This window comes from Jannaschia sp. R86511 (assembly GCF_042466345.1).
Taxonomy (GTDB): domain Bacteria; phylum Actinomycetota; class Actinomycetes; order Actinomycetales; family JBBAYJ01; genus Aquipuribacter.
In genome coordinates this window covers 2,217,575-2,234,362 of record NZ_JAXHCD010000001.1, presented here as the reverse complement: position 1 = coordinate 2,234,362, position 16,788 = coordinate 2,217,575, and the positions used below count along the sequence as shown (strand labels likewise).

Here is a 16,788-nt window from a genome sequence, read left to right as displayed (position 1 = left end):
CCTAAACACCGCTCCCGAACCATGTCAAGGCTGGTGGACGCTCACATCGTCAACCGTTACCGGGGCGTGATCCCGGCTCGAGCCCGTACACCAGTTCGTTCGGGCGTACGACCAAATCAACTGGATCGACCACACGACCCCTTGCTGTTGGGTTGTGTTGACTTATTCAACACTGCGGGGAAGAGTGTCGCGCCATGAGGCAATGGCCGGCCGACCGCCTGCTGCTGGGCGGGGACTTCAACCCCGAGCAGTGGCCCGCGGAGACGCTCGACGACGACGTCGCACGCATGCAGGAGGCCGGGGTCGGCTTCGCCACGGTGGGGGTGTTCTCCTGGGCGCTGCTGGAGCCCGAGCCCGAGCGCTACGAGCTCGCATGGCTGGACCGGGTGATGGACGCGCTGCACGCCGGTGGCGTCGTCGTCGACCTCGCCACGGCCACCGCCTCTCCCCCGCCGTGGTTCGCCCGGCTGCACCCCGACGCGCTGCCGGTGACGCGCGACGGGCGGCGGCTGTCGCACGGCAGCCGCCAGACCTGGTGCCCGTCCTCGCCGGACTACCGGCGCCGCAGCCTGGCCCTGGTGCGCCGCCTGGCCGACCGCTACCACGACCACCCGGGCCTGGGCATGTGGCACGTCGGCAACGAGTTCGGCTGCCACAACCTGATGTGCTTCTGCGACACCTCGGCCGAGCACTTCCGGTCCTGGCTGATGGAGCGCTACGGCGACCTGGACCGGCTCAACGACGCCTGGGGCACCACGTTCTGGTCGCAGCGCTACACCGACCTGGGCGACGTCGTGCCGCCCCGGACGACGACCGCCATCCCCAACCCGACCGCGGAGCTGGACTGGCGCCGGTTCTGCTCCGACGCCGCCCTGGCCCAGCACCTGGCCGAGCGCGACCTGCTGCACGAGCTTTCCCCCGGGGTGCCCGTGACGACCAACTTCATGGTCGGGTTCTCCTTCGAGGGCCTCGACTACTGGTCGTGGGCGCCGCACCAGGACGTGGTGTCCAACGACCACTACCTGGGCGCCCACCTCGAGCAGCCGCACGTCGAGCTGGCCCTGAGCGCCGACATCACGCGCGGCCTGGCCGGCGGCGACCCGTGGGTGCTCATGGAGCACTCCACCTCCGCCGTCAACTGGCAGCCGGTCAACCCGGTCAAGCCGCCGGGGCAGATGCTGCGCGACAGCCTGAGCCACGTGGCGCGCGGGGCGGACACCGTCGGGTTCTTCCAGTGGCGCGCCTCGGCCGCCGGCGCCGAGAAGTACCACTCGGCGCTGCTGCCCCACGCCGGGACGGACACCCGGCGCTGGCGCGAGGTCGTCGAGCTCGGCCGCGTCCTGGCCGCGGCCGCCGAGGTCGCCGGCAGCCGCACCGAGGCCGACGTGGCGCTGGTGGTCGACTACGAGTCGCTGTGGACCACCGACGCGGCGTCCACCCCGACCACCCTGCACCGCTACACCGAGGAGCTGCGGTCCTGGTACGAGGCGCTGTGGCGGGCCGGTCTCGGGGTGGTGGGGGTGCACGCCGAGCAGGACCTCACCGGTTACGCCGTGGTGGTCGCCCCCAGCCTGCACCTGGTCTCCGACGCGGCCGCCGCCGGCATCGCCCGGGCCGCGCAGGCGGGCGCCCAGGTGCTGCTCACGTACTTCTCCGGCACGGTCGACCCCGACGACCACATCCGGCTCGGCGGCTACCCCGGGGCCTTCCGGGACCTGCTGGGCGTGCGGGTCGAGGAGTTCGCCCCGCTGCTGGCGCGGCAGACCACGACGCTGCGGACCCCGCCCGGCTCACCCGTGCCGGCGCTGGACCGGGTGAGCGGCAGCGTCTGGTCGGAGTGGCTCCAGGTGGCGCCCGGCACCGACGTCGTCGCCACCTTCGCCGACGGCCCGGCCGCCGGGGACCCCGCGCTGACCCGCCGCGCGGTGGGTGCCGGTGCGGCCTGGTACTGCGCGACCCGGCTGACCGCCGCCGGCACCGACGCCGTGGTCGCCGCCCTGGCGGCGGCCGCCGGTCCGGACCGGGCCCGTCCCACCGTGCCCGGCCTGCCGCCCGGGGTCGACGCGGTGCGCCGGTCCGGCCCCGCCGGCAGCTGGGTGTTCCTGCTCGACCACTCCGGGCGGGGCGCGGAGGTCGCGCTCAGCGGCACGGACCTCGTCAGCGGCGCGGTGTGCGGGCCGGGTCGGCCGCTGTCGCTGGCGCCCGGAGGCGTGGCCGTGGTTCGCGAGGACGCCCCCCGACCGGGGACGATCGGGCCATGAGCACCCTGGCCCGGCAGCGGCAGGAGCAGATCCTCGAGCAGATCCGGCGCAACGGCGGCGTCCGGGTGAGCGAGCTCGTGGACTCCCTGCAGGTGTCGGACATGACGGTCCGCCGGGACATCTCCCAGCTGGCCGACCGCGGCCTGGTGGTGCGGGTGCACGGCGGGGCGACCCTGGCCGACGCCCCCCACTCCAGCTACGAGCCGAGCTTCCGGACCAAGCTGGGCGAGGAGCGCGAGGAGAAGCTGGCCATCGCCCGGACCGCGGCCGAGCTCGTCACGCCGGGCTCGGCCGTGGCGCTGTCGGCGGGCACGACCACCCTGGCCCTGGCCGAGCAGCTGCGCGACGTGCCGGACCTGACGGTCGTGACCAACTCGGTGCCGGTGGCCGACGCGCTGCACGACCCGGACCGTCGTGACCGCAGCGTCGTGCTGACCGGCGGCACCCGCACCCCCTCCGACGCCCTGGTGGGCCCGGTGGCGGTCCAGGCGCTGCGGGACCTGCACGTGGACCTGCTGTTCCTCGGCGTGCACGGGTTCAGCGAGCGCACGGGCTGCACGAGCCCCAACATGACCGAGGCGGCCACCAACCGCGCGCTCATCGCGGCGGCCGGCAAGACCGTGGTCGTCGCCGACCACACCAAGCTGCGCCTGGTGGGCCTGGCCACCATCGTCGGCCTCGACGAGGTGGACGTCCTGGTCAGCGACTCCGGGCTGGGTCCGGAGGACCAGGCCATGCTGGCCGGGCACGTGGGCCGGCTGCTGGTCGCCGAGCTGCCCGAGCGGACCGAGCAGCCCGGGCAGCCCGGGCAGCCCGGGCGGGTCAGGAGGACCCGACCGTGACCGGACCCGAAGGGCCCCGCGCCGCCGTGCACCGCAGCCGGATCACGCTGGCCGACGGGCGCGACCTCCTCTACTACGACGACACCGAGCCGTGGCTGTCCGGGCGCACCCGCCCCGGCGCGGACACGCGCGACCTGCCGCCGGCCGGCGGGGGCTCGCGGATGCGTCGCGACCCGTTGACCGGCGAGTGGGTCCCGATGGCCTCGCACCGGATGAACCGCACCCACCTGCCGCCGCGCGAGCTCTGCCCGCTGTGCCCGACCCCGGCCGGGGCCACCGGCAGCGCCGCGACGGAGATCCCGGCCGAGGACTACGACGTGGTCGTGTTCGAGAACCGGTTCCCGTCGCTGTCGACCCGGGACGAGCAGCCCGACTCCCTGGTCGACGCCGACCCGGTCTGGCCCGAGCGCGCGGCCGCCGGGCGCTGCGAGGTGGTCTGCTTCACCTCCGCCCACGACTCGTCCTTCGCCCAGCTGCCGCCGTCCCGGGCCCGCACGGTGGTCGAGGCCTGGGCGGACCGCACCGCGGAGCTGTCCCGGCTGCCGCACGTGCGCTCGGTGTTCTGCTTCGAGAACCGCGGTCGCGAGATCGGCGTCACCCTGGCCCACCCGCACGGGCAGGTGTACGCCTACCCGTACGTGCCGGCCCGGACCGCGCAGCACACCGCGAACGCCGCCGCCCACCACGCCCGTACCGGCCGGGACCTGCTGGGCGACGTGCTGGCCGCGGAGGTCCGCAGCGGGCGCCGCGTCGTGGCCCGTGGCGAGCACTGGACCGCGTTCGTCCCCGCGGCCGCGCGCTGGCCCGTCGAGGTGCACGTCGTCCCCCACCGGCACGTGCTCGACCTGGCCGAGCTGGACGACGGCGAGCGCGACGAGCTGGCCCACCTGTACCCCGACCTGCTCGCCCGCCTGGACGGGTTCTTCACCGGTCCCGCCGGAGAGGCCATCACGCTGCCCTACATCGCCGGTTGGTTCGCGGCCCCCGTGGGGCCCGAGCGCGACGGCGAGCGGGCGGCGCTGCCGCGGCTGCACCTGCAGGTGTTCTCGGTCCTGCGCGACGCCGGCAAGCTCAAGTTCCTCGCGGGCTCGGAGTCCGGGCAGGGCGCCTGGGTCTCCGACACCACGCCGGAGCGCATCGCCGACCGGATCCGCGAGCTGCCCTCGGAGCTGCCCGGCGCGGTGGTCCGGCCGTGACCGGCCCGGACGCCGCGACCGAACCCGACCTGGTCCTCCCGGCGGTGCCCCGGGCCCACCTGGCGGACGTGACGGCGGCGTACCGGACGCTCACCGGCACCGCCCCCGAGGGGGTGTGGGGCGCGCCCGGGCGGGTGAACCTGGTCGGCGAGCACCTGGACTACAACGGCGGGCCGGTGCTGCCGCTCGCCCTGGCCCACCGCGGCCTGGTCGCGGCCGGCCGACGCACCGACGGCGTGCTGCGGCTGGTCTCGGCCCAGGACGACGCCGTCTGGCAGGGCCCGGTCGCCGACCTCGCCCCCGGCGCGGTGCCCGGCTGGGCCGGGTACGCGGCGGGGGTCGTGTGGGCCCTGGGCCGGCAGCACGGCCCGCTGCCCGGGCTCGACGTGGTCGTCGACGGCCGGGTGCCCGTGGGGGCCGGTCTGTCGTCCTCGGCCTCGCTGACCTGCGGGGTGGCCGTCGCCGCCGCCGACCTGCTCGGCCTGCCCGGGGCCGACGCGGGTGACGAGCCGGGGCGCCGGTCGCTCGCCGCGGCCTGCGTGCGGGCCGAGAACGAGTTCGCCGGGGCCCCGACCGGCGGCATGGACCAGGCGGTCGTGCTGCGGGCCCGCGCCGGGCACGCCCTGCTGCTGGACTGCCGCACCTTCGACGCCGAGCACCTGCCGCTGCCCGCGGGCGGGCCCGGTCAGGTCGAGCTGCTGGTGGTGGACACGCGTGCCCACCACGCGCTGGTCGACGGCCGTTACGGCGGGCGGCGGGCCGCGTGCGAGCGGGCGGCGGCCGACCTGGGCCTGGAGCGGCTGACCGACCTGGGCCCTGACGACCTGGCCGGGGCCTCGGACCGGCTGGGCGACGAGGAGCTGCGACGGGTCGTGCGCCACGTCGTCACCGAGACCGACCGGGTCCACCGCGTGGCGGACCTGCTGCGCCGGGGCGACCTGGCCTCGACCGGGCCCCTGCTGCTGGCCTCGCACGCGTCCATGCGGGACGACTTCCGGATCTCGGTGCCCGAGCTGGACCTGGTGGTCGCGGCGTCGGTGGCGGCGGGGGCGCTGGGGGCCCGGATGACCGGGGGCGGGTTCGGCGGCTCGGCCGTCGTGCTGTGCGCCGAGGGCGGGGCCGGCCCGGTGGGCGCCGCGGTGCACACGGCGTTCCTGGCCGCCGGCCTCCCCGCGCCCGGGCTGCTGCCGGTGACCGTCTCGGCGGCTGCCGGTCGCGTGGTCTGAGTCCGCGGGGCAGGCTGGCGGGCATGCCCGACACCACCAGCGACCCGAACCCCACCGCCCCCCGCCCCACCGACGGCTCCTCCCCCGGCAGCGGCACCGACGCCGACACTGCCACCGGCACGTTCGACCTGGTCGTGCTCGGGCTGGGCTCCGGCGGGGAGTACGTGGCCTCCACCGCCGCCCGGCGCGGCCTGTCGGTGGCGGCGGTCGAGTCCCGCCTGGTGGGGGGCGAGTGCCCGTTCCTGGCCTGCGTGCCCAGCAAGGTGCTGCTGCTGGCCGCCGCCCGTGCCCGGCGCTCCGGGACCGCCCTGGCCGACGCGTGGCGCGAGGCCGTCGCGGCCCGCGACGAGGCCGCCGAGCACCAGGACGACTCCGACAAGGCCGACGACCTGGAGGGTTCCGGGGTCCTCCTGGTCCGCGGCCGCGGCCGGGTCAGCGCGCCCGGCACGGTGCAGGTGGACCTGTCCGACGGCGGGACCCGCACGCTGCGCTGGACCCGCTCCCTGGTCGTGGGGACCGGGGCCGCCCCGGTCGTGCCGGACCTGCCCGGCCTGGCGGACGTGCCCACCTGGACCTCCGACGAGGCGCTGACCAGCCCCGACCTGCCCCGGCGGCTGCTGGTGCTGGGCGGCGGGGCCGTCGGCTGCGAGCTGTCGCAGGTCTACGCGTCGTTCGGTGTCGAGGTCACGGTGGTCGAGACGTCGGGGCACCTGCTGCCCCGGGAGGACCCCTGGGTGGGCGAGGCCCTGGCGGAGCACCTCGCCGGTGCCGGCGTCACGGTGCGCACCGGCACCAGCCTGGAGCGCGTGGCGTCGGTCGACGGCGGGGTGCGGGCGACGCTGCGCACGGCCGCCGACGACGAGTCGGGCGAGGGCGCCGAGGAGCACCTGGAGGTCGACCGGGTCCTGGTCGTGACCGGGCGCCGGCCGAACGGCGCCGACCTGGGCCTGGACCTGCTGGGCGTCGACGTGCAGGACGGCGCGGTGGGGGTCGACGACCGGTGCCGCGCCCTGGACGGCGACGGCCGGGCGGTCGACGGCGTGGTCGCCGTGGGCGACGTGACCAACCTGTCGCCCTACACCCACACGGCCAACCACCACGCCCGCGTGGTGCTGTCCCAGCTGGCCGGCCACGACGTCCGGCGGCGCGACGCCGGCATCCCCCGGGCGGTCTACACCGAGCCGCCCGTGTTCTCGGTCGGCCTGTCCGAGGCGGCGGCCCGCGAGGCCGGCCACGACGTGGTCACCGCCCACCAGGACGTCACCGAGACGGCGCGCGCGTTCGTCGAGCGGATCGCCTCACCCGACGGGCCGGCCGCCCACGGCCCCGCGGGCGTGCGGCTGGTGGCCGACGCCGACGGCCGGTTCCTGGGGGCGGCGGCCGTCGGGCCGCACGCGGACTCCTGGGCCGGGGAGCTGGCGCTGGCCCTGACGGCCGGCCTGCCCGTGCACCTGCTGGCCGAGCACGTCCGGGCGTTCCCGTCCTGGTCGGAGGCCATCACCCCGGCCGCGCTCGACCTGGCCGAGCGGGTAGGGCACCCCGTCTCGTAGGTTGACCCCGTGAGCACCACCGGATCCGGTCGGCCTCGGCTGCGCTGGTACATCGACCTCGACGACGACCGGCTGGCCGCGGCCGTCCGCAGCCTGCGCGCCGACCTGGGCGGTGACCTCGGCGACGTGGGCCCGGCAGGGGCCGACGGCGACGGGACCGACACCGCGGCACCGGACGGCCAGGGGCCCGACGCCGTGCTCGTGGTCACCGACCGCCGCAGCGGCCCGGCGCTGGTCGCGCAGCTGCAGGGGCTCGGCGTCCCGCTGCTGCTGCTGGGCCCCACCCTGCACGCGGACACCGACGGCGTCTGGGCCGAGCCCACCGGCCTGCTGACGGCCTCGGCCAGCCCGCCGCACGACGTCCGGGTGCGCGCGGGCCGCGACGCGGGCCCGCTGGCCGACCGGCTCAGCGACCACAGCCACGGCCACGGCGCCCACCTGGGCGAGCACGTGCACGTCGCCGACCGGGTGCTGATGGTGGACAAGGTCGCCGACGACGTGAGGGTGCTGCTCACGGCCTCGCTCGGGCTGCAGGTGCACCCGGTCCTGGCGCGTCGCGGCGACGTGCTGGCCTGGACCCTCGGCACGACCCCGGCCTCGGTGGCGGCGCCCACCACACGCCGGCTGCTGGCGCTGGTCCTGGCGGACCTGCCCCGCACGGCCGTGGTCCGCCCGGTGGTCCGCGCCGGGCTGCTGGGCTACGGCGCCATCGGCCACGAGCACGCGGCCGCGTTCCGCGCCGTGAGCGGGCTGTCGCTGGACCTGGTGTGCGACCGCAGCCAGGCCCGGGTGGACGCCGCGCAGGAGGCCTTCCCCGGGGTGCGCGGCACCACCGACCCCGATGCGCTCATAGAGGACCCCGACGTCGACCTGGTCGTGGTGTCCACGCCGCCCGACACCCACGCCACGTGGGCGCTGCGAGCGCTGCGGGCCGGCAAGCACGTGGTCGTCGAGAAGCCCTTCGCCATCCGCACCGACGAGGCCGACGCCGTGCTGGCCGAGGCGGACGCCGCCGGCCTGGTGGCCGTGGTCTACCAGAAACCGCCGCTGGGACCCCGACCACCAGGCGGTCCGCCGGGCCGTGCTGGCCGGGCGGCTGGGCGAGGTGTTCCACCTGGAGACGTTCGTGGGCGGCTACGGCCACCCCTGCAACCTGTGGCACTCCGACGCCGGGGCCTCGGGCGGGGCGTTCTACGACTGGGGCGCGCACGTCCTGGACCAGGTCCTCGACCTCGTCCCCGCCCCCGTGCAGCACGTCAGCGCGACGACGCACAAGCGGCGCTGGTTCGACGTCACCAACGCCGACCACTCCCGGGTCCTGGTCCGCTTCGACGACGGCACCGAGGCCGAGTTCGTCCACTCCGACCTGGCCGCGGCGCTCAAGCCCCGTTGGTACGTGCTGGGCACCGAGGCCGCGCTCGTCGGGTCCTGGCGCACCGAGCGGGTGATCGCCCGCAACGCGGTCGGCACCCTGGCCGAGGACGTCCTCGCCCCGGCCGACTCCCCGCCCGTGCTCGAGCTGCACGACGGCGACGGGTCGGTGACCCGGCTGGCCACGCCCGCCTCCGCCCCGCACCCGTTCCACCGCGAGCTCGCCGACCACCTGCTGCTCGGCCTGCCCATGTCGGTGACCGGCGCCACCAGCCGACGCGTGCTGTCGGTGATGGAGGCCGCCACGGCCTCGGCGCTGGACGGCGGCCGACCGGTGGTGCCGCGGTGAGCCCGCGCAGCACGGGCTTCGGCTTCCTCGGTGCGGGCGGCATCGCCACCGGCGCCCTGGCCCCGGCGGTCCACGCGGCGCACGGCGCGCACCTGCAGGCCGTCGCCGCCCGCTCGGCGCAGCGGGCGGCCGCCCTCGAGCCCGTGGGCCGCGCCTACGACGACTACGCGGCGGTGCTGGCCGACGACGCCGTCGACGTCGTGTACGTGGCGCTGAGCAACGACCTGCACGAGCGCTGGACGGTGGCCGCGCTCGAGGCGGGCAAGCACGTGCTCTGCGAGAAGCCGCTCGGTCTCGACGTCGCCCAGGTGCGCCGGATGACCGACGCGGCGGCCGCGGCGGACCGGCTCCTGGTGGAGGCCTGGTGGTACCGCTGGCACCCGCGCACCGTCCGCGCGGTGGAGCTGGTGCGTGCCGGGGCGCTGGGCCGGGTCGACCGGGTCGAGACCGAGTTCAGCTTCGACGCCGACCTGAGCGGCAACTACCGCGTCGACCCCGCCCGCGGGGGCGGCGGCATCTACGACGTCGGCTGCTACGCGGTGGACGCCGCGCGGTGGGCCCTGCTGGCCGGGGCGCCGGACGTGCTGTCGGCCGAGGGCGAGGTCCGCGACGGGGTGGACGTGCGGGCCTCCGCCCGGCTGGCCCTGCCCCGCGACGGCCGCGCCGCCGCCGCCGAACCGCCGCCGCTGGACGGGCCCGGGTCGCCGGAGGCCCCCGGTGCGGGCGACGGCCCGGTGGTGGAGGTCCGCTGCGGCATCGGGACCCGGCCGGAGCAGCTGGTCGCGGTGTACGGCGAGGACGCCACGCTGGTGCTCGGCGGCGAGTCGTTCACGGCCAAGGACGCACCGTGCACGCTCTACCTGCACCCGGCACGGGGACCCGGGCGCCACGAGGACTTCGCGGCCGTCGACCCCTACCGGCTGATGGTCGAGGGCGTCGCGGCCGCGGTCCGAGGGGAGGACGTCTGGCTGCCGACCGCCCAGGACAGCCTCGACGTCGCCGCCGTGACCGACCGGTTCCGCGAGCTCGTGCTCGGCGCCCCGGCGCGCGGGTGAGCCACCCGCAGGAGCGGCTCGTCCCCCTGCCGGCCCGGCGCGGGTCGGACGAGCAGGGGGTGACGGGCGACGTGGCGGGCACGACGCTGGCCGTCCGCGTCCACCGGCCGGGCGGGGGTCGACCTGACGCGGGCGAACCTGACGCGGGCGGACCTGACGCGGGCGGACCTGACGCGGGCGCCGCCGGCAGCGCGGTCCTGGTCCACGGCCTGGCCTCCAACGCCCGGATGTGGGACGCCTGCGCCGAGGCGTTGGCCCGGGCCGGCGTCACCTGCGTGGCGGTCGACCTGCGCGGGCACGGTCGCACCGCCGTGAGCCAGGCGGGCCGGGCGGGGCCGCACGGCACCCCGACGGCGGCGGCCGACGTGTCCGCCCTGGTCGACGTCCTGCGGGCCGACGGCACCCTGCCCGGGCCCGTGGTGCTGGCCGGCCAGTCCTGGGGGGGCAACGTCGTCCTCACCGCCGCAGCCAGCGGGGCCCGGGTCGACGCGCTGGCCCTGGTCGACGGCGGCTGGCTGCGCTTCGACCGAGACGAGCCGTTCGAGCGGCTGTGGGCGCGGCTGGCCCCGCCCACGTGGGACGGCACGACCTGGGACGAGCTCACCGCGAGGCTGCGGCCCGTGCTGGACGGGTGGGGCCCGCACGCCGTGCCCGCCGTGCTGGCCAACCTGACGACCCGCCCCGACGGCTCCGTCCGCAACGTCCTGGCCCCCCAGGCGCACGAGCACATCCTCCGCTCGATGTACGACGACGACCCGCGACCGTCCTACCCCCGGGTGCGGGTGCCCGTCCTGCTGGCCCCCGCGGGCGGCGGACCCGCGTCGGCCCTGGTGGACGAGGCCGTCGCGGCGCTGCCCGACGCCGTGCTGCGGCGCTACGACGACGCCCACCACGACCTGCACCTGCAGCACCCGGCGCGGCTGGCCGCGGACCTGCTCGACCTGCTCGACCGGGCCCGGGCCCGGCCGGTCCACGCCCCGCAGCGGCACACCGACGACACCACCGACGGCACCACCGACGACGAGAGCGAGGACCGATGAGCCGACTCATCGTCATGGGGTCCGGCGAGACCGCCCCCACCATGGTGCGCACCCACCGCGCGGTGCTGGCGGACACCTTCGCCGGCGACGCCCGCGGCTCGGCGCTGGTGCTGGACACCACGTTCGGGTTCCAGGACAACGCCGAGGAGCTCGTCGGCAAGACCGTCCGCTACTTCGAGGAGAGCGTGGGCCACCGGGTGCAGGTGGCGTCCTGGCGCCGCTCCGACCTGCCCACCGCGCAGGCCGAGCGCACCCTGGCCGAGCTGAGCCGGGCTCGCTGGCTGTTCGCCGGTCCCGGCAGCCCCACCTACGCGCTGCGGCACTGGCACGGCACCGGTGTCGCCGCCGCCATGACCGACGTCACCGCCCGGGGCGGCACGCTGGTGGTGGGCTCGGCCGCCGCCTGCACCATCGGCTCCCACGCGGTGCCGGTCTACGAGATCTACAAGGCCGGCGCCGACCTGCACTGGGCCGACGGGCTCGACGTGCTCGGGGCGCTCACGGGCATCCGGGCGGCGCTGGTGCCCCACTTCGACAACGCCGAGGGCGGCAGCTACGACACCACCGCCTGCTACCTCGGCCAGACCCGGCTGGCCGCGATGGAGCGACTGCTGCCCGACGACGTCGGCGTGCTCGGCGTGGACGAGCACACGGCCCTGCTCGTGGACACGGCGGCCGGCACCGCGACGGTCGCCGGCAACGGTGTGGTCACCCTGCGGTACCGGGACCGCTCCGTGGAGCTCGAGGGCGGTCGGACCGTCGAGCTGGGCTGGCTGGCCGAGGTGGTCGCCGGGCGCGGGGACGCCGAGCCCGGGGCCGCTCCCCCGGCCGGCGTCGGCTCCCCCGGGTCCGCGGCGGCCGACGGCCGGGGGCCGGGTGACGGGGCTGCTGACGGGTCTCGTGGCCGGGCCGGCGGCGCGGGCGTGGTGGCCGACGACGCCACCGACTCCGCACCCGCCGCCGCGGCCGCCCCGACGTCGCTGCGGAAGGCCGTGGAGGCCGAGCGCGAGCGGTTCGACGTCGCCATGCAGGACTCCGACGTCGAGGCGGCCGTCGGGGCCACCCTGGCCGCCGAGCAGGCCCTGCAGGACTGGTCCGGCGACACGTTGCAGAGCGACGACCGCGACCACGCCCGCCGGGTGCTGCGGGCCATGGTGGTCCGTCTCGGCGAGCTGGCCGTGACGGGGGCCGCCGACCCGCGCGACGTCGTCGGCGGCTACGTCGACCTGCTGCTGGAGCTGCGGGCGCAGGCGCGCGCGGCCAAGGACTTCGCCACCAGCGACCGGGTCCGCGACGCCCTGGCCGCGCTGGGGGTCGAGGTGCGCGACGCCCCCGAGGGCGCCACCTGGGTGCTGTCCGGGGACGCGACGTGACCGCCGACGCGACTCCCGGCGACGCGACGTCCGCCGACGCGACTCCCGCCGACGGGACCCCCACCGAGGCGCGCCCCTCGCACGTCCTGCTGCAGGCGCACGGCCTGACGGCGCGCGTCGACCCGCTCGGCTCGGCCCTGGCCCACCTGGACGTCGAGGGCCGCGACCTGGTGCTCGGCTACCCGGACGGAGCGGCCCGGCCGGCGTTCGCGGGCTCGCTGCTGGTCCCCTGGCCCAACCGGCTCGGCGGCGGTGAGTACGACGTGGCCGGCGTGACGTACCGGACGCCCACCGACGACCCGGACCACGACAACGCCCTGCACGGCCTGCTCGACGCCGTGGTGGCCGAGGTGGTCGAGCGGTCCCCGGACCGGGTGCGGCTGCGGTCCGTGCTGCCCGCCGACGACCGCTACCCCTCGGGGCTGGTGATCACCGTCGACCACTCGCTGGAGCCCGGCCGCCTGGTGGTGGACGTCCACGTCCGCAACGTCGGGGACCGGACCGCGCCCTACGGCGTGGGCACCCACCCGTACCTGGTGGCCGGAGACGGCCCGGTCGACGCGTGGACGCTGCGCCTGGACGCGGCCGAGGTCGCCGAACTCGACGGGGCCAGCCTGCCCACCGGCGAGCTGGACCCCGTCGACGGGACGCTGCTGGACCTGCGCGAGCCGCGCCCCCTGGCCGGTCTGGAGCTGGACCACCTGCTCACCGGCGTGCAGGCCGACCCGGCGGGCGAGGTGGTGGCCGAGCTGCGCGACGGGCAGGGTCACGGCACGGCCATCGGGGCCGACGCCTCCTGGGCCCGGTGGTGGCAGGTGTTCACCTCCGACACCGTCCCGGGCGACCGGTTCCGGGCCGGCGTGGCCGTCGAGCCCATGTCCTGCCCCGGTGACGCGTTCCGCTCCGGCACCGACCTGGTGCTGCTCGCCCCGGGTGAGGAGCACGCCGTGCGCTGGTGGATCGCCCCGCTGCTGCCGTAGCGTCGGAGACGGTCGTCAGGGACGACGGCCAGGTCCCCGGAGGTCGTCATGGTCCGTCACCCGTCGCTGGTCCGTCGCCCGCTGCTGTGCCGGCTGCACCTGCACCTCGACCGCCGGGTCCGGCTGCAGGACGCGTGGGTCTACCGCTGCCGCCGTTGCGGCCGCGACAAGGGCCAAGGCCCGCTCATCACCCTGATGGGCGCCGAGGGCGGCGGGCTCTGACCGGCCTCAGACGTCCCAGGTCACCCCGGTGGCCTGCTCGCTTAGCTCCCACAGCCGCCGACCCGCGCGGGGATCGCGCAGCCGTCGCTCGAGCCGGCGCACGACGGGCGCACCGTGGGTGCCGAGCCGCGGCGCGACCATCTGCCCCGACGTCACGGTCGGGTCCAGGACGGCCCGCAGCAGCGGCAGCACGCCGTGGTGCACGGGCATCCCCTGCGAGCGCACCGTGGCCGAGAAGAACCGCGCCGCCAGGCCGCCCTGCTCCCGGGCGCTGCGGTGCTGCAGGTCGGTGTGGGTGAAGCCGGGGTGGGCGAGGACGCTGGCCACCGTGCCCGGCCCCCCGCCGCCGGCGTGCCGGATCCGCCGGTCCAGCTCCACGCCGGTCACGGCGCACGCCGTCTTGGACCGGGAGTAGGCCAGCCACGGGTCGTAGCGGGGCGGGTCGAGGTCCGCCGGGCCCGGCACGGCACCGGTGTGGCGGACCACGCTGGTCACCGACAGCACCCGGGCCCCCGCGGTGTCCCGCAGCGCCGGCCACAGCCGGGCCAGCAGGGCGAAGTGCCCGAGGTGGTTGGTGGCCAGCTGCAGCTCGGTGCCGTCGACCGTGAGCGCCCGGGGTACGGCCATGATCCCGGCGTTGGCCAGCACCAGGTCCAGGCGGGGGTGCTCGTCCCGCGTCCGCTCGGCGAAGGCCCGCACGGAGTCGAGCGAGGCCACGTCCAGCAGGGACACCTCGGCCGAGGCGCCGGGGACGCGCTCGCGGACCTGCTCCAGCGCCCGGGTGCCCCGGCCCGCGTCGCGGCAGGCGAGGACCACGTGCGCCCCGGCCGTGGCCAGCTGGGCGGCGGCCTCCAGCCCCAGCCCGGAGCTGGCGCCGGTGACGACGGCCACCCGGCCGTGCTGGGTCGGCGCGTCCGCCAGGGTCCAGCCCATCAGGCGGGCCCGTCGGCGACGGGTGCACCTGCGACGGGTGCGCCTGCCTCGGGTGCGCCTGCCTCGGGGAGCGGCTCGGCCACCGGGCGCGGTTCGGCGACGGGAAGGGCCTCCCCGACGCCGGCGTAGGCGACCACGACCGGGGCGTGGTCGCTGAAGCGGGCGTCGTAGGTCGCCGCCCGGTCGACCACCGACCACCCGGCCCGGGCGGCGAGCGCCTCGGTGACCACGTGCAGGTCAATCCGCCAGCCGGTGTCGGTGTCGAACGCCTGCCCGCGCCACGACCACCAGGAGTACGGCCCCTCGACGTCCCCGGCCAGCCGGCGGCAGACGTCCACCCAGCCGGCGGCGAACCAGCTGTCGAGCACGGCCCGTTCCTCCGGCAGGAACCCGGCCTTCTTCCGGTTGCCCTTCCAGTTCTTGATGTCGCGCTCGGTGTGGCCGATGTTCAGGTCCCCGGCCAGCAGCACGGGCGGCCCACCGGCCGCCTCGGCGGCGCGCAGCTCGCCCATCCGCAGGCTCGCCGCGGCCAGGAACCGGACCTTGGCCACCTGCTTGTCGGTACCCGCCTCGCCGGAGTGGACGTACGCGCTCACCATGCGGACGGCGTCGGCACCCTCGCCCACCGTCGCCTCGACCCACCGGCCGTCGGTCTCGAAGCCGGGCAGGGTGAGGACCACGTCACGCAGCGGGGTGCGGGACGCCACGGCCACCCCGGAGCGCCCCTTGGTGGCGCAGACCGCCTCCGCCACGTGCCAGTCCTCCCCCAGGTGCTCCGCCACGGTGTCGGCGTCGGCCCGCACCTCCTGCAGCAGCAGGACGTCGGGGCGCCGCTGCTCCAGCCAGGCCGGCATGCCCCGGCGGTGGGCCGCACGGACCCCGTTGACGTTGACGCTCGCGACGACCAGCACGGGTCACCACCCTAGGCTGGCGGTATGACCGTCGCCGACGACGCCCTCGCCCTGACCGACGACCTGGTGCGCCTGCGCCACGCGCTGCACCGTCACCCCGAGATCGGGCTCCACCTGCCCCGCACGCAGCAGACGGTCCTGGAGGCCCTGGCCGGTCTCGACCTGGAGATCACGACCGGCGACGCGCTGTCCAGCGTGACGGCCGTGCTGCGCGGCGGCGGCACCGCGGGTCGCAGCGGCCCCGGCGCCCACCCCGGCCAGCGCCCGGTGGTGCTGCTGCGGGCCGACATGGACGCCCTGCCCGTCACCGAGGAGCTCGACGTCGGCTACCGCAGCGAGGTCGACGGCGTGATGCACGCCTGCGGCCACGACCTGCACGTCACGTCGCTGGTGGGCGCCGCTCACCTGCTGTCGGCGCAGCGGGACTCTCTGCCCGGCGACGTCGTGCTCATGTTCCAGCCGGGTGAGGAGGGCTTCGACGGCGCCGGGCACATGATCGCCGAAGGCGTGCTGGACGCCGCCGGACGCCGGGCCGACGCGGCCTACGCGCTGCACGTCATGTCGTCCCTCGCCCCGCGCGGGCACGTCGTGTCGCGCCCCGGGCCGATGCTGTCGGCCAGCGACGGGTTGTTCGTCACCCTGCACGGTCGTGGCGGGCACGGCTCGGCCCCCCACAACGCGGCCGACCCGGTGCCCGCGCTCGGCGAGATCGTCCTCGGGGCCCAGGCCGTGGCCACCCGGGTGGTCGGGCCGTTCCAGACCGGGCTGGTCACCTTCGGCCACCTCAAGGCCGGCACCCGCCGCAACGTCATCCCGTCCACCGCCTACGCCGAGGCGACCATCCGCACCGTCGACCCGGCCGTGCGCGAGCGGCTCCGCGACGCGCTGGTCCGCTACTGCGAGGGCGTCGCCGCCGCCCACGGCCTGACCGCCGAGGTCCGCTTCGAGCCCGAGTACCCCGTGACGGTCAACGACGCGGCCGAGTACGACTTCGTCGCCGCCACCCTGGGCGAGCTGTTCGGCCCGGACCGGTTCTCGCCGATGCCGGACCCGATCGCAGGCGCCGAGGACTTCAGCCGGGTGCTGGCCGAGGTGCCGGGCGTCATGGTGTTCCTGGGCGCGGCGCTCGAGGGCCGGGACTGGCAGACCGCCCCGGACAACCACTCCGCGCTGGCCGGCTTCGACGACTCGGTGCTGCCGGACGGCGCGGCCCTGCTCGCCCACCTCGCCGAGCGCCGGCTGGACCAGCTCGCCCGCTGAGGCCCGGGGTCGGGCCCGGACGGCGCGCCCCTGCCCGGCGCGCCCTGCCCGGCGCGCCCCTGCCCGCCCTCCGCCGTACCGACCAGCGACGCACGAGGGGCTCACGGCGGCGATCGACCGCCGAACCCCCGTCCTGTGTCGCTGGTCGGTGCACGGCGAGGCCCGGAACGGCCTCGCCGGACGCGTCCAGCCCGGCCCGGAACGCGCCTCGCCAGACCC

13 protein-coding genes and 2 pseudogenes are annotated in these 16,788 nt (G+C 76.8%); 13 read left to right on the top strand and 2 right to left on the bottom strand.

The features are described from left to right. The first annotated feature begins 194 nt into the window (after positions 1-194). The 12 genes and pseudogenes from SJY06_RS10570 (at position 195) to SJY06_RS10515 (ending at position 13,465) form a co-directional block, all read left to right on the top strand. A complete protein-coding gene (locus SJY06_RS10570) occupies positions 195-2,261 on the top strand; it encodes a beta-galactosidase (protein WP_380167314.1) in 2,067 nt (688 codons plus the stop codon). Then, positions 2,258-3,103 carry a DeoR/GlpR family DNA-binding transcription regulator gene (locus SJY06_RS10565; protein WP_380167312.1) on the top strand — a complete coding sequence of 282 codons (846 nt, stop codon included), beginning with the start codon at positions 2,258-2,260 and terminating at the stop codon, positions 3,101-3,103. The genes SJY06_RS10570 and SJY06_RS10565 overlap by 4 nt, the downstream gene beginning before the upstream one ends. Beyond that, positions 3,100-4,299, top strand: coding sequence for a galactose-1-phosphate uridylyltransferase (gene galT / locus SJY06_RS10560; protein WP_380167310.1), 1,200 nt, complete (start codon positions 3,100-3,102; stop codon positions 4,297-4,299). The genes SJY06_RS10565 and galT overlap by 4 nt, the downstream gene beginning before the upstream one ends. Continuing rightward, positions 4,296-5,525 carry a galactokinase gene (galK, locus tag SJY06_RS10555; RefSeq protein ID WP_380167308.1) on the top strand — a complete coding sequence of 410 codons (1,230 nt, stop codon included), beginning with the start codon at positions 4,296-4,298 and terminating at the stop codon, positions 5,523-5,525. Before galT ends, galK begins: the two co-directional genes overlap by 4 nt. A gap of 23 nt (positions 5,526-5,548) precedes the next feature. Then, positions 5,549-7,075: a dihydrolipoyl dehydrogenase family protein gene (locus SJY06_RS10550; protein WP_380167306.1), complete on the top strand. Its 1,527-nt coding sequence runs from the start codon at positions 5,549-5,551 to the stop codon at positions 7,073-7,075. Positions 7,076-7,549: 474 nt separating this feature from the next. Next, positions 7,550-8,095 (top strand): annotated as a pseudogene (locus SJY06_RS10545) (Gfo/Idh/MocA family protein); the annotation flags it as partial. A gap of 52 nt (positions 8,096-8,147) precedes the next feature. After that, positions 8,148-8,795: pseudogene (locus SJY06_RS10540) on the top strand (Gfo/Idh/MocA family oxidoreductase); the annotation flags it as partial. Further along, a complete protein-coding gene (locus tag SJY06_RS10535; RefSeq protein ID WP_380169695.1) occupies positions 8,792-9,850 on the top strand; it encodes a Gfo/Idh/MocA family protein in 1,059 nt (352 codons plus the stop codon). The pseudogene SJY06_RS10540 and the gene SJY06_RS10535, both read left to right, overlap by 4 nt. Before the next feature lie 197 nt (positions 9,851-10,047). Then, the gene (locus tag SJY06_RS10530) at positions 10,048-10,890 is read left to right on the top strand and encodes an alpha/beta fold hydrolase (protein ID WP_380169694.1); all 843 of its coding nucleotides are present in this window, start codon (positions 10,048-10,050) and stop codon (positions 10,888-10,890) included. Further along, positions 10,887-12,263, top strand: a complete 1,377-nt coding sequence (locus SJY06_RS10525; RefSeq protein ID WP_380167304.1) for a hypothetical protein — start codon at positions 10,887-10,889, stop codon at positions 12,261-12,263. The genes SJY06_RS10530 and SJY06_RS10525 overlap by 4 nt, the downstream gene beginning before the upstream one ends. After that, complete coding sequence (locus SJY06_RS10520) at positions 12,260-13,243, top strand: hypothetical protein (protein WP_380167302.1); 984 nt, start codon at positions 12,260-12,262, stop codon at positions 13,241-13,243. Before SJY06_RS10525 ends, SJY06_RS10520 begins: the two co-directional genes overlap by 4 nt. Before the next feature lie 48 nt (positions 13,244-13,291). Next, a complete protein-coding gene (locus tag SJY06_RS10515; RefSeq protein WP_380167300.1) occupies positions 13,292-13,465 on the top strand; it encodes a hypothetical protein in 174 nt (57 codons plus the stop codon). Positions 13,466-13,471: 6 nt separating this feature from the next. On the opposite strand, the gene SJY06_RS10510 is transcribed toward SJY06_RS10515, so the two are convergent. Both SJY06_RS10510 and SJY06_RS10505 read right to left on the bottom strand, forming a co-directional pair. Beyond that, a complete protein-coding gene (locus SJY06_RS10510; RefSeq protein ID WP_380167298.1) occupies positions 13,472-14,398 on the bottom strand; it encodes an SDR family NAD(P)-dependent oxidoreductase in 927 nt (308 codons plus the stop codon). Continuing rightward, positions 14,398-15,309 (bottom strand): exodeoxyribonuclease III, encoded by a 912-nt coding sequence (locus SJY06_RS10505; protein ID WP_380167296.1) that lies wholly within the window; start codon positions 15,307-15,309, stop codon positions 14,398-14,400. Before SJY06_RS10505 ends, SJY06_RS10510 begins: the two co-directional genes overlap by 1 nt. A 24-nt stretch (positions 15,310-15,333) precedes the next feature. On the opposite strand from SJY06_RS10505, the gene SJY06_RS10500 reads away from it, so the two are divergent. Continuing rightward, complete coding sequence (locus SJY06_RS10500; RefSeq protein ID WP_380167294.1) at positions 15,334-16,569, top strand: M20 family metallopeptidase; 1,236 nt, start codon at positions 15,334-15,336, stop codon at positions 16,567-16,569. Positions 16,570-16,788: the final 219 nt, after the last annotated feature.

What these genes read in the sequence shown, in the direction of transcription:
- SJY06_RS10515 (WP_380167300.1), top strand. Translation starts at nt 13,292, where the DNA reads ATGGTCCGTCACCCGTCGCTGGTCCGTCGCCCGCTGCTGTGCCGGCTG.
- SJY06_RS10510 (WP_380167298.1), bottom strand. Translation starts at nt 14,398, where the DNA reads ATGGGCTGGACCCTGGCGGACGCGCCGACCCAGCACGGCCGGGTGGCC.
- SJY06_RS10525 (WP_380167304.1), top strand. Translation starts at nt 10,887, where the DNA reads ATGAGCCGACTCATCGTCATGGGGTCCGGCGAGACCGCCCCCACCATG.
- SJY06_RS10550 (WP_380167306.1), top strand. Translation starts at nt 5,549, where the DNA reads ATGCCCGACACCACCAGCGACCCGAACCCCACCGCCCCCCGCCCCACC.
- SJY06_RS10565 (WP_380167312.1), top strand. Translation starts at nt 2,258, where the DNA reads ATGAGCACCCTGGCCCGGCAGCGGCAGGAGCAGATCCTCGAGCAGATC.
- SJY06_RS10570 (WP_380167314.1), top strand. Translation starts at nt 195, where the DNA reads ATGAGGCAATGGCCGGCCGACCGCCTGCTGCTGGGCGGGGACTTCAAC.
- SJY06_RS10500 (WP_380167294.1), top strand. Translation starts at nt 15,334, where the DNA reads ATGACCGTCGCCGACGACGCCCTCGCCCTGACCGACGACCTGGTGCGC.